Genomic DNA, 11813 nt, shown 5'->3' on the forward strand with positions numbered 1-11813 from the left:
CGAGTGGGGTCGAGCGGAAGGCGGCTAGGAGAAGAGACGGACGCGGGCGACGGCGTCGGTGTGGATGCGGACGTCGTAGCGGCTGCGGAGGTCCTCGAGGTAGCGCCCGAGCCAGCGCTGGGCGTATTCGGCGTCGAGGCGCCCAGCGATCTGGGGGCGGGCCTCGGCGAAGGTCATTGGGCGCGGGGGCTGGAGGGCGCCGCGGCGCAGGAGCACGTAGCTGCCAGCCACTTCGAGCGGCCCGACGAGCGCGCCAGGCGCGGCCTCGAACACCGGGTCGCCGAGGACGCCGAGGTCGCCGCGCGAGAGCAGCCCGAGATCGCCGCCTCCGAGGTCGGCCCCGGGGCGCTGCGAATAGTCGCGGGCCAGCGCGCCGAAGTCCTCGCCCGCGTTGATGCGCGCGCGGAGTTCCTGCGCCTCGCGGTTGGAGGCGACCAGGATCTCCTGCACGGGCACGCGTGCAGGCATCGTGTAGTACGAGGCGTACTCGTCGAAGTAGGCGCGGAGGGAGTCGACGGGCGGCGAGGCCGTCTCGCGCATGCGCTGTTCGGTCTGGGCAAAGACCCAGTCGCCAATGCGCTTCGCGACGACGGCATCGAATCGGTCGCCCTCGTCCAGGCCGGCCTCGGCCGCGCGGGCCGCGAGCTCTTCGCGCACCACGAGTCCCTCGATGAACGTCTGGAGCGACCGGTCGTCGCGCACGGCCGAGAGCTGCCGCTCGGAGGCCTGCGCCGCAAGGCGTTCCACGTCGGCAACGGTCCACGTCTGCGTGCCCGTCGTCGGCGAGTCGAACGTGACGATGGGGGTGGACTGCCAGGCATCCGTGTCACTGGGCGCCTCGCCGCCCTCCCCTGATGCGAGTGCGGCGAGGTCCGCGAGCGGCCCCGGAGCCACCTCGATGTCGAGCGCGTCGCGCACGGCACGGCTGTGGCGGTAGCGCACCTCCACGCGGAGGCGCTTGCGTTCGTAGCGCTCCAGGGTGGCCCGCTTCTCCGCGAACTGCGTCTCCGTCAGGAGCGGCACCGTGGCGCGGTTCTCGACGCGGATAATCGAATAGCCGAGGGCCGTCTGCACGGGCTCGGAGATCTCACCGACGGGCAGCGTGAAGGCGGCGTATTCGAACGCCGCGTCCATGTCGTCGTGGCCGAACTCGCCGACGTAGCCGCCGTTTTCGGCGAGCGTGGGATCGGCGAAAACCTCGCGGGCGAGCGCCTCGAAGGCCTCCCCGGCGAGGAGCCGCGCGCGGAGCGCTTCGGCCGCTTCGAACGACGGCGCATAGAGGTGCCGCGCCTCATAGGTCGTGTTGGACTGCAAGAACACCCGCCGGAGGTCGGCCTCGCGGACCCGCAGCGTGTCGTAGAGCACCCGCGCGGTGTAGTGGTCGATGGAGGCCTGCTTGCGGACGCGCGCGAGCTCCTCCTGGTAGTCGGGCGACTGCCGGACACCGGCGTCCCACGCTGCCTGGATCACGAGTTGGCGGTTGATGAGGCTCCCGAGCACATCCTCGCGCATCCGCGCGTCGTCCTCCGGGAGGCCTGCCTGCATCGCGAAGGAGGCGTAGGCGTCCGAGAGCGCATCGGCCGTGATCGCCACGTTTTCGACGTGCGCTACGGCGTCCTTCTCCTCAGGCACGTCTTCGCAGCCGGACAGCCACCCGCCCCCGAGCAGCAGCCCGGCGGTGAGACACATCGCAGGAAGGCGAAGCAGGCGCATCAGGCAGTCGTCTCGCGTTCGATGAGGCGTGGGGCGAAGGAGGTGTGGCTCGGCGGCAGGCTCGGCTGTTCAAGGCGGCGCAGCAGCTTCTCGACGGCGAGCTTGCCCATCTCGTACATCGGCTGGCGCACGGTCGTCAGGCCGACGTAGGCGCTCGTGCGGATGTCGTCGAAGCCACAGACGGCGAGGTCGTCCGGGGTATGCAGGTCGGCCTGGCGCAGTGCCTTGAGCGCCCCAAGCGCCTGCACGTCGCTCGCGGCGAAGATGGCGTCGGGCGGCTCGGGCAGGGCCAAGAGTTCGTTCATGGCCACGTAGCCCGCCTCGCGGGTGTAGCCGTGCATGGTCTGGTCGTCGGCGCTCGCGCGGATGAGAGCTGGGTTGAGGTCGATCCCGGCCTCGGCGAGCGCAGCCTCGTAGCCCTCGCGGCGGTCGCGCGCCGGGACCGAGTGCGGGTTGGCCATGATGAGCCCGATGCGGTGGTACCCTTGGCTGATCAGATGCTTGGTGGCGACGTAGCCGCCCCGGCAGTTGTCCACCGACACCGAGTCGAGCCCCACGTGAAACGCATCGACGAGGACGCTCGGCACGTCAGCGGCGCTTAGATGCCGCACCTGCGCCTCGGTGATCGGCGTCGAGCAGATCAGCACCCCGTCGGCGCGGCCTTTCTGGGCAGCGCGGCCGATCTGGTCGCCCACGGCCTCCATCGACCGGGACGCGTAGACCAAGAGGTCGTACTCGCTCGACGCGAGCCGGTCCTGGATGCCGCGGATGACCTCCATGAAGAAGTAGGATGTCATCATCGGCACGACCGCGGCCACCAACTGCGTGTTCTGGCGCGCCAGTGAGCGTGCCGAGACGTGGGGCTGGTAGCCGAGCTCATCGGCCACCGCGAAGACGCGTTCCCGAGTCTTCTGGGACACCCGCGGGTGCCGGTTCAGGACACGCGAGACGGTGGCGATCGAGACGCCAGCCCGGTCGGCAATGTCGTAGATGGTGACGCTCAACGGGCGGCGATGCAGACGTTTGGAGGGGGAGACAGCGCGCGCGTAAGCGCTTTCAATTTCTTCGCAATGATAGGGGGTTTTCCCCAATCCGTCAAGCCAGCAGGCGTGCTCCTACCGAAGCTGCCCCTGCATCGAAGCGCTTTTTCACGCACCTCTGGTCGCTTGTCGTAACGACTGATCGGCGTAAATCACCACAACGTAAGCGCTTTCATGATTTTCCTACCTCTGCTCAAAATCACACGGCTTCACCGCTAGTCCTTGTATTTTCTAGCCTCGCTCCTGCCTGCCACCACGCCCTCATGGCTGCTCCGACTCCCCCGTCTTCCCCGTCTTCCCTTTCGCGGGGGAAACGACGCGCCTTCACGGCGGCGATGCTGCTCGTGCCTCTCGTGTTCTTCGCACTCGTGGAGGGCGGCTTGCGCCTCGCAGGCTTCGGCGAAGACCACCCCCTCTTCCTCCCCGCCGACGCTGGCGAAGCAGGCACGGACGGAACGGGGAGCGCCTACCTCGTCCAGAACCGTGAGGTCGCCCGGCGCTACTTCGCCAACCAGGCCAACGTCCCCAACAGCCCAGCGGACGTGTTCCTGGCTGAGAAGCCGGAGGACGGCCTTCGCGTCTTCGTGCAGGGCGGGTCCAGCGCCGCAGGCTACCCGTTCTACTACGGCGGCGCGTTCCCGCGCATGCTCGAACAGCGCCTCCAGCAGACCTTCCCCGACCGCACCGTAGAGGTCGTCAACACGGCGATGTCGGCCGTGAACTCCTACACGCTGCTCGACCTCACCGACGAGATCCTCGTCCACGCCCCCGACGCGGTGCTGATCTACGCGGGGCACAACGAGTACTACGGCGCGCTCGGGGCCGCCTCGGCGGAGACGCTCGGGCGCACGCCGTGGCTCGTACGGTCCTACCTGTCGCTCCAGAACCTCCGCCTCGTGCAGGCCATGCGCGGCGCGTTGGCGGCGCTGGCGAGGGCGCGGGCAGGAGACGCTGCGGACGGGCCGCCCTCGAACACGCTCATGGCGCGGATGGTCGGCGAGCAGCGCGTGCCCCTCGGCTCCGAGGTCTACGACGCCGGCCTGCGGCAATTCCGCTCCAACCTGGCGCGGCTGCTGGCGACGTATGAGGCGGCAGGCGTGCCTGTCTTCATCGGCACGGTAGCCTCGAACGAGCGGGACCACCGGCCTTTCCTCAACGCGTTCGAGGCGGACACGGACGAGGACGCCTGGGAAGCCCTCGTCACCTCCGGTGTGCAGGCGTTGCGCCGGGGCGACACGGCCACCGCGCTCCGCCAGTTGGAGGAGGCCACGACGACCGATGCGCTCGCGGCCGACGGGTTCTACTTCCTCGGCCAAGCGCTGCTTGCCGATGGCCAGACCGAGGCTGCCCGCGCGGCCTTCATCGCGGCCCGGGAGCGGGACGCCCTCCGCTTCCGCGCGCCGGACGCCACCAACGCGATCATCGAGGAACTGGCGGCCGAGCACGGCGCGACGCTCGTCGAGAGCGAGGCGCGGGTCCGGGCGGCGTCGCCCGACAGCCTCATCGGCAGCGCGGCGATGATGGAGCACCTCCACCCCACCCTCGACGGCTACTTCCTCATCGCCGACGCCTTCTACGCCGCGCTACAGGAAGCCGACCTGTTTGGCGACTGGAGCCAGGCCGTGCCCACCTACCTCGCGCGTACGGAGCGGCTCTACACGCCCGTCGACTCGCTTGCGGGCGTCTTCCGCGTCGCCCAGCTCATGAGCGGCTGGCCGTTCCGCCCCGGCGAGGCCCCGCGCGTGGCCGTTCTCGACACGCTGCACGCGCGCTCGGTGCCTGAGCAGATCGCGGTGGACCTCTATCACAACAAGACCTCGTGGCGCGGCGCGACCGACGCCCTCGCGACCCACTACGCCGAGCAGGGCCTCATCACCGAGGCGCTCCGCACGCGGTTTGCCATCATCCAGGAGCTACCCCACCTTGCAGGCCCCCTCGTGGATGCGGGCAACGTGCTCGTGGAGGCGGCCAAGGCTACCGGTGACGAAGGGCGCTTTCAGCAGGCCGAGGCCTTCTACGAGGCCGCGCTCGAACGGGCCCCGAACAACGCCGGTATCCTCGGACTGATCGGTGCGCTGAAGCTCCAGCGTGGCGCGCGGGCCGACGCCATTGCGCTGCTGGAGCGGGCGCGCGACCTCGCGCCCGAGAACACGCAGGTGCTCTACAACCTCAGCGGGGCCTATGCGCTCGAAGGCCGCATGGACGACGCCCAGACGACGGTCCAGGCCCTCCTCGCCATCGAGCCCAGCCACGGCGGAGGACGGGCCCTGCTCGCTAGTATCCAGAACGGCAGCTGAACGCCTTGAGCTGGCGTGCAGGCACTTGCACCGCTAGCGGGCGAGCGCGTGGACGCTGTGGGCCGCGGCGGCGAGCTCGGCCATAAACGACCCGTCGCCCGCGCGCTGCTCGATCGCGTTGCCGACGACCACGAAGCTGGCACCCGCGGCCACGCGCCGGGCTACGCCCTCCGGCGCGCGCAGGCCACCGCCGACGACGAGCGGGATTGAGCAGGTCTTGGTGATGGCGTAGACCATTTCTTCCGAGACGGCGTGCTCAGCGCCGCTGCCCGCGTCGGTGAAGAGCAGCTTCATGCCCATCATCTCGGCGGCGAGGCCGGTCGCGGCGGCGATCTCGGGCTTGTGGCGCGGGATCGGCGGCGAGCCGCTCATATAGGTCGCCGTCGTCATGCGTCCGCTCTCGATGAGCATGTAGCCTGTCGAGATCGTCTCCAGACCGCAGCGCTTGAGCATCGGCGCGGCGTGGACGTGCTGCCCGATGAGGTATTCCGGGTTGCGCCCGCTCACCACCGACAGATAGAGGATCGCGTTGAGGTTGGGCGTGATCTGACTGAGCGAGCCGGGAAAGCCGATCACCGGGAGGTCGGACGCCGCGCGCAGAATCTCGACGTAGCGCTCCAGCTCGCCCTGGTGCATGAGGCTGCCGCCGAGGAAGAGCGCGTCTACGCCCGCCTCCACGCAGCGCTCCACGAAGCCAGGCGCGTCCTCCGGCGCGAGCTTGTCCGGGTCGACGAGAACGACGAAGCCCGCCCCGTGGGTGTCGCGGGCGGCGAGCAGGCGGTCGTAGACCGAAGCGGCGTGAACCGGAGTGGGAGCGAGAGCCATCAGCGGGGCAGCGATGCGAGGTCGGCGGTGCAGGGTCGGCAGGGCGACGAGAGGAACGAGGCCGAGAAACTACGGACGCGCCTCGTCCGGTGCCGCCTCGCGTGCCGTGCTGTCTGCCTCTGCCGGAACGAGCGCGATGCTATCCGCTACGGCACCGCTCGTCATGGTGCTGTCCGGCACCCCGTCGGTCGCCTGCGGGGCAAACGGGTTGACCACCGCCTTGCGGTCCGCCACCGCCGACGTGTCGCGGACGGCCAGGGCGTCGCCCATCGGCGGCAGGCTCACTAGCCGCACGAGCAGCCACGTCGTGCCCACGATGGCAACGAATAGGACGACGAGGAGGAACTTGGAATTCATCGGGGCTGGGCGAACAGCGAAACAGGCAGCGGCCGTCGTGGCACGACGAGCCGCCCCGCTTGCTCCGCGTTCACAGCATGCACACGCTTATCCGCGCCCGATGCGGCCGAGGTGCGTGTCCCGGAAGCCCTTCGGCAGCTTGAGGCCGTAGCCGAGCGCCCGGTCAAAGCCGATGTGCGCCCCCCAGATGAGCGCGATGCCCACCACGATGTCCATCGCGAGTACACCGCCGACGATCCCCAGCGCGAGCGGGCCGAGGTAGGTGTGCAGCGTGTTGTAGGCCGCTGCGCCGGTACGCCTACCCGCGATGTAGCCCAGCGCTGAGAGGTCGGGCGCGAGGAACAGGATCAGGAACAGCATCCAGCCCTGGTTGAGGCCGCTGTAGATCCAGACGCAGGCCACGAGCACGAGCGCGCCTTCGAGGCGGAGCACCGTACGCGCCGAGCCAGAGGTGAAGACAGGCGAAGAGTCTGACATGGCGAGGACGAGTGTGGGGCTGGGACGGGGTGTGTCCCGAAGCATACGCCGTCGCTCGCTTCTTTCCAGCGTCGGGCACCCAGCATCTAGCGCTCCGCGTCTGGTCAGGCCACCTGCTCCGCGAGCTTGAGTAGCACGTCTTCCAGTTCGGTGCGGCGGATGGGCTTGGCGAGGTACGCATCCATCCCGGCGGCCAGGCATTGGTCGCGGTGTCCCTCCTGCGCGTTGGCCGTCACCGCGATGATGGTCGGCTGTGCGCTCGTAGGCGCTCCGGCACGGATCTGCCGGGTCGCGGCAAGGCCATCCAGGACGGGCATCTGCACGTCCATCAGCACGACGTCGTAGGGCACGCTCTGCACGGCACGGACGGCCTCCTCGCCGTTGGCGACCGTATCGGCGCGGATGCCGAGCTTACCGAGCATCTGCACGGCCACGCGCTGGTTGGTGGCGTTGTCCTCGGCCACGAGCACGCGCAGCCCCGCTGCCCCATGCTGCAAGGCCGACGCCGCCTTCCAGGTGGCGACCGCCGAGGCGCGCGGCCGGTCGGCGACCTCGCCGAGCGCGAGGGCGAGCGCCCGACGGAAACGGTCGAGGTGCACCGGCTTGTTGAGCGACACCGCAAAGACGTCGCGGCTGGCGTACTCTGTGCCGACGGACGAGAGCAGCACCAGCGGCATGCGCGCGGCGGCGGGGCGTGCGCGCAGCACTTCGGCCAGCTCGATCCCGTCCATCCCGGGCATGTGCATGTCAAGCACGGCCACGTCGAACTCGGCCCCCTCATCGAACAGGGCCAGCGCCTCCTCGGCGGAGGCGGCAGTCGTGGCCTGCATCCCCCAGCGGCGCGCCTGTCCGGCCGCGATGGCCCGGTTGGTAGCGTTGTCGTCCACGATGAGCACGAGCCGGTCGAGCAAGTCCGGCACAGGTTGAGTGACCGGCGGCGGCGCTACGGCCAGCACGTCGACGGTGAAGCGGAAGGTCGAGCCTTCACCGGGCGCGCTGGTGACGGCGATGGTCCCGCCCATCAGCTCAACCAGACGCTTGCAGATGGCGAGGCCGAGGCCGGTCCCACCGTAGCGGCGCGTCGTGGAGGTGTCGGCTTGGGTGAACGCCTCGAAGAGCGCGGCTTGCCGGTCGGGCGGGATGCCGATGCCGGTGTCGGCGACGCTGAACGCCAGGCCCTGGTGGTTGTCCGAGGCCGGGTCCGCCACGGCGACGTGGACGACGACCTCGCCCTCGTGCGTGAACTTGACCGCGTTCGAGAGGAAGTTGACGAGCACCTGCCGCACACGCGTCACGTCGCCCTCGACGGCCTTCGGGACGTCGCGGTCCATCCGCAGCGCGAGTTCGATGCCCTTCTTCGCCGCCTGCGGTGCCACGAGGTCGAGCGCCTCCTCGGCGACCGTGCGCACCTCGAAGGGGTAGTGCTCCACCTCGACCTTGCCCGCCTCGATCTTCGAGAAGTCGAGGATGTCGTTGATGATCGTCAGCAGTGCGTCACCGGAGACGCGGATCGTCTCGACGAACTCCTGCTGCTCCTCGTCGAGCGGCGTGTCGAGCAGCAGGCCCGTCATGCCGATGACGCCGTTCATGGGCGTGCGGATCTCGTGGCTCATCGTGGCGAGGAAGTCGCTCTTGGCGCGGGCGGCCTGGAGCGCCTCCTCGCGGGCGGCCTCAGCTTCGGCTTGGGACGCTTCCGCCTCGGCCTGGGACGCCTCGGCCTCCTGACGTGCGCTCTCCGCTTCGTGGCGCGCTGCTTCTGCTTCCTCGCGCGCTCGCTCGGCGGCGGCCTGCGCCTCCTCGGCATCCTGGCGGGCCTGCTCGGTGTTGGCGAGCGCCACCTCGGTCCGCGTGCGTGCCTCGTCGGCGGCTACCTGGTTGCGCTCCGCCGATTCCCGCGCCGCGACGAGGTTGGCCTCCATGCTCGACCAGAACGTGAGCAGCACGAAGAACACGAGGCATGTCGTCGCCACGCTCGCCGCGAAGTAGGCGGGCGGCACCACGCTGGACCCTGGCGACACGAACGCCATCGTCGAGTAGAGGGCTGTCGTGATCACCGCGAAATATCCAAACGTGCGCGGGACGCGAAACAGCACCACCTGGCCGATGAGGAGCACGAACGTGCCCACGATCAGGTGGGGAGCGAACCCTGAGTGGCTCAGCAGCCACGCGTACCAGATGCTCAAGGCCCAGGCGAGCGCTGCCCCCAGCCGGTGCGCGTGGACCCGCGCCCAGCGGCCGGTTTGCAGGCCGACACAGATCGCCAGGCACACCGCGCTGATGAGGAGGCGGCTCGCGAGGTTCAGCGGCCCGTCCGCAGCGAGGTCGCCCTCGAACCAGTAGAAGAGGGGAATGCCGATGGCCGCGACGAGGGTCGCCACCTGGTAGAATCGAACGATGGGATGCGACGGCGTGGCCGCACGGTCAAGATGAGCGGGCATGGGGGTGGACATGGACGAGGTGCCACACTCCGTCGCAAGCCCCATGCCGAACGAATTGGCCTGTTCAGGCATCCCTGGAGCGCGTGGATGGCTGCGGAGCCGAGGGCTCTGGGTCAAGGGCTCTGGGGCAAGGCTTCAGCTTCGTGCAGCAGACCGTGCTTTCGGTAGGCTCCTCCCGTGCTGCTCTCCAGCGCACTTGCGCGCTACCGCCGCGCTAGTGCAATCGCTCTAGGCCGTCCCAGTCGCGACAAACCAACTGGATTGGGACAGCCACACCAGGCCACCTGTAGTGTGCTGTGGCGCTCTTCCGAGGGCACGACCACGACACCGACCGGCGTCGCGTTGTCACGGCCATGCGCGTCGCCGCTGCGGGCATGGCTTACCATCGGCTCAGGTGCACCCACCAGGGGGCCCACGAACCGACGATAGGGTGGGCACGGCTCGGACCACTGTGCTCCGAGCCGTGCTTTTTTGTGGCGGGTCGCGGGCCGCAGCTACGGGTTAGCTCAGCGCGTCGCGGAGCAGCGCCTCCGCCTCGCCGAGCGCGGCGTCGAGGTGTTCGGGCTGACGACCGCCCGCCGTGGCAAGCGTGGGGCGTCCGCCGCCACCGCCGCCGACGCGCTTCGCAAGCAGCCCGACGAGCTTACCCGCCTGCACGCCGCGCTTCGTCAGGTCGTCCGTGACGGCGCAGACGAGCATGGCCTTGCCCGCGCCGAGATCGGCGGAGCCGAGCACGACGACCGCGTTCTCGCTTAGCCGCTCGCGGAGGTCGGCGGCGAGGTCCTGGAGCGTCTTGGCGTCGGCCCCGTCGATGGTGCCACGTACGAGTTGCACGCCGTCGACGTCGGTGGCGTCTTTGAGGAGGTCGTCCACGCCGCTGGCGGCAAGCTGGCCCTTGAGCGCGGCGATTTCTTTTTCTTGGTCCTTTGTCTGCTGCACGAGGTCGGCGACGGCCTCTTCGACGGGCCGGTTGAGCGTCTTGAACTGCCCCCGCACGGCGTCGAGGGTGGCAGCCTGCGCGGCGAGGAAGTCGAGCGCCGCGGCCCCCGCGACGGCCTCGACGCGCCGGACGCCCGACGCGACGCTGCCCTCGCTCGTGAGCGTGACCAGGCCGATGGCCCCGGTCGCGTCCACGTGCGTCCCGCCGCAGAGCTCAACCGAGATGTCCGAATCAAAGGTGATGACGCGGACGGTGTCGCCGTACTTCTCGCCGAAGAGCGCCATCGCGCCGCGCGCCTTGGCCTCCTCGATGGGCACGGCGCGTTCTTCTTCCAGCGGGATGTTCTGCTGCACGAGGTCGTTGATGCGCCGCTCGATCTCCGCGAGTTCGTCCGGCGCGACGCGCTCGTAGTGGCTGAAGTCGAAGCGCAGCCGGTCGGGCGCGACGAGCGAGCCTTTCTGCTGGACGTGCGGCCCGAGGATCTCGCGCAGCGCCGCGTGGAGGAGGTGCGTTGCCGTGTGGTGCCGCTCCGTTTGCCCGCGCGTGCTGGCGTCGACCTGCGCCGCGACGGGCGCGTCCACATCCTGCGGAAGCTTGTCCACAATGTGGATGATGGTCCCCTCGGCGTCCTTCTGGGTGTCGAGCACGGCGACCGTTTCGCCGCCGACGGTGAGCGTGCCGGTGTCGCCGACCTGCCCGCCGGACTCGGCGTAGAACGGCGTTTTGTTCAGGACGACCTCGTGACGCGGCGCGGCGTTCTCGTCCTCGCCGGAAGAGGGCCGCACCGAGCGCGTCTTGAGGATGCGCGCGTCGTTTACAGCCAGCGAATCGTAGCCGACGAACTCAATCGCCTCGCCGTTCGCCTCGGCAAAGGCGGTCGGTGCCCACGTATCGACCTGGCTCTGGTCGATGGAGGTACGGTCGGCCCGCCCTCGTGCGCGCTGCTCTTCCAGCAACGCCTCGAAACGTGCCATGTCGACGGTCAGCCCCTCCTCGCGCGCCATCAGCGCCGTGAGGTCCACGGGGAAGCCGTAGGTATCCGAGAGGAGGAAGGCGATCTCGCCAGGAAACACACGACCGTCAGCCTTCTCTCTAAATTCCGAGAGGGTCTCTTCTATGGTTTCCGAATCACTGTACGCCTTGAGCAAAAGGTCGAGAAGCCCATACCTCATTGATGTATCGATGTATCCAACTAGGCGTGATACCTCAGCAGCTACTACAGCCCAATCCTCTTCTGCTTCTCCGCCTTCACTATCCTCAAGTCTCTGAGCTGCTGCTTTCTCAAGCTGATGTGCTCTGCTAATCACACCAGGTACGTTTCCAGGCTCAGGAAGACCGAGTGATTCCAACACCTGAGAGTTCACCTTCTCCAGAAAGCCTCTCATGCGGCTTTCAGCATCAATGAGGCCTTCTAATTTGGAAGTAACCAACTCAACTATTTCGATCCCGTCCGCCAGTGTCCGCAGGAAGCTCTCCTCCTCGGCCTTGGTGACGCGCTCGATGTAGTCCTGCTGGGCGCGGAGTTCGGGGAAGGCGTCGCCCATCTCGGCGACGAGCGGGCCCATGAGCCGGTGCAGGAACGGCTCCTTGAGGCCGAGCGACTGGTAGCCGTAGCGCACCGCGCGGCGGAGGATGCGGCGGATCACGTAGCCGCGACGGGCGCGTCCACATCCTGCGGAAGCTTGTCCACAATGTGGATGATGGTCCCCTCGGCGTCCTTCTGGGT

At 68.8% G+C, this 11813-nt stretch carries 8 protein-coding genes and 1 pseudogene; 1 reads left to right on the plus strand and 8 read right to left on the minus strand.

Annotation, left to right across the window (positions count from 1 at the left end):
• Positions 1-24: 24 nt before the first annotated feature.
• Positions 25-1713, minus strand: a complete 1689-nt coding sequence (locus AAFU51_18030; protein ID MEO1573153.1) for a peptidylprolyl isomerase — start codon at positions 1711-1713, stop codon at positions 25-27.
• A complete protein-coding gene (locus tag AAFU51_18035; GenBank protein ID MEO1573154.1) occupies positions 1713-2717 on the minus strand; it encodes a LacI family DNA-binding transcriptional regulator in 1005 nt (334 codons plus the stop codon). Before AAFU51_18035 ends, AAFU51_18030 begins: the two co-directional genes overlap by 1 nt.
• A gap of 371 nt (positions 2718-3088) precedes the next feature.
• Between AAFU51_18035 and AAFU51_18040 the strand changes: the two genes are divergently transcribed.
• Complete coding sequence (locus tag AAFU51_18040) at positions 3089-5050, plus strand: tetratricopeptide repeat protein (protein ID MEO1573155.1); 1962 nt, start codon at positions 3089-3091, stop codon at positions 5048-5050.
• A gap of 33 nt (positions 5051-5083) precedes the next feature.
• Here the strand turns inward: AAFU51_18040 and AAFU51_18045 are convergent, their stop codons facing one another.
• The 6 genes and pseudogenes from AAFU51_18045 to AAFU51_18070 form a co-directional block, all read right to left on the minus strand.
• Positions 5084-5875: a geranylgeranylglyceryl/heptaprenylglyceryl phosphate synthase gene (locus AAFU51_18045; GenBank protein MEO1573156.1), complete on the minus strand. Its 792-nt coding sequence runs from the start codon at positions 5873-5875 to the stop codon at positions 5084-5086.
• A 69-nt stretch (positions 5876-5944) separates the two neighbouring features.
• Positions 5945-6232: a hypothetical protein gene (locus AAFU51_18050; GenBank protein ID MEO1573157.1), complete on the minus strand. Its 288-nt coding sequence runs from the start codon at positions 6230-6232 to the stop codon at positions 5945-5947.
• 87 nt (positions 6233-6319) lie between these two features.
• On the minus strand, positions 6320-6709 hold the full coding sequence (locus tag AAFU51_18055) for a DUF4260 domain-containing protein (protein ID MEO1573158.1): 390 nt from the start codon (positions 6707-6709) through the stop codon (positions 6320-6322).
• Between the two features lie 104 nt (positions 6710-6813).
• Positions 6814-9147, minus strand: coding sequence for a response regulator (locus AAFU51_18060; protein MEO1573159.1), 2334 nt, complete (start codon positions 9145-9147; stop codon positions 6814-6816).
• A 501-nt stretch (positions 9148-9648) separates the two neighbouring features.
• Positions 9649-11472 (minus strand): alanine--tRNA ligase-related protein, encoded by a 1824-nt coding sequence (locus tag AAFU51_18065; GenBank protein ID MEO1573160.1) that lies wholly within the window; start codon positions 11470-11472, stop codon positions 9649-9651.
• 24 nt (positions 11473-11496) lie between these two features.
• Positions 11497-11742, minus strand: a pseudogene (locus AAFU51_18070) (alanine--tRNA ligase-related protein).
• Between the last annotated feature and the right edge of the window lie 71 nt (positions 11743-11813).

The sequence above is a fragment of the Bacteroidota bacterium genome, assembly GCA_039821555.1.
Lineage (GTDB): Bacteria > Bacteroidota > Rhodothermia > Rhodothermales > Rubricoccaceae > JBCBEX01.

Coding starts and splice junctions, on each gene's coding strand:
- AAFU51_18040 (MEO1573155.1), top strand. CDS start 3,089: ATGCTGCTCGTGCCTCTCGTGTTCTTCGCACTCGTGGAGGGCGGCTTG.
- AAFU51_18065 (MEO1573160.1), bottom strand. CDS start 11,472: ATGAGAGGCTTTCTGGAGAAGGTGAACTCTCAGGTGTTGGAATCACTC.
- AAFU51_18050 (MEO1573157.1), bottom strand. CDS start 6,232: ATGAATTCCAAGTTCCTCCTCGTCGTCCTATTCGTTGCCATCGTGGGC.
- AAFU51_18060 (MEO1573159.1), bottom strand. CDS start 9,147: ATGCCCGCTCATCTTGACCGTGCGGCCACGCCGTCGCATCCCATCGTT.
- AAFU51_18045 (MEO1573156.1), bottom strand. CDS start 5,875: ATGGCTCTCGCTCCCACTCCGGTTCACGCCGCTTCGGTCTACGACCGC.
- AAFU51_18030 (MEO1573153.1), bottom strand. CDS start 1,713: ATGCGCCTGCTTCGCCTTCCTGCGATGTGTCTCACCGCCGGGCTGCTG.
- AAFU51_18055 (MEO1573158.1), bottom strand. CDS start 6,709: ATGTCAGACTCTTCGCCTGTCTTCACCTCTGGCTCGGCGCGTACGGTG.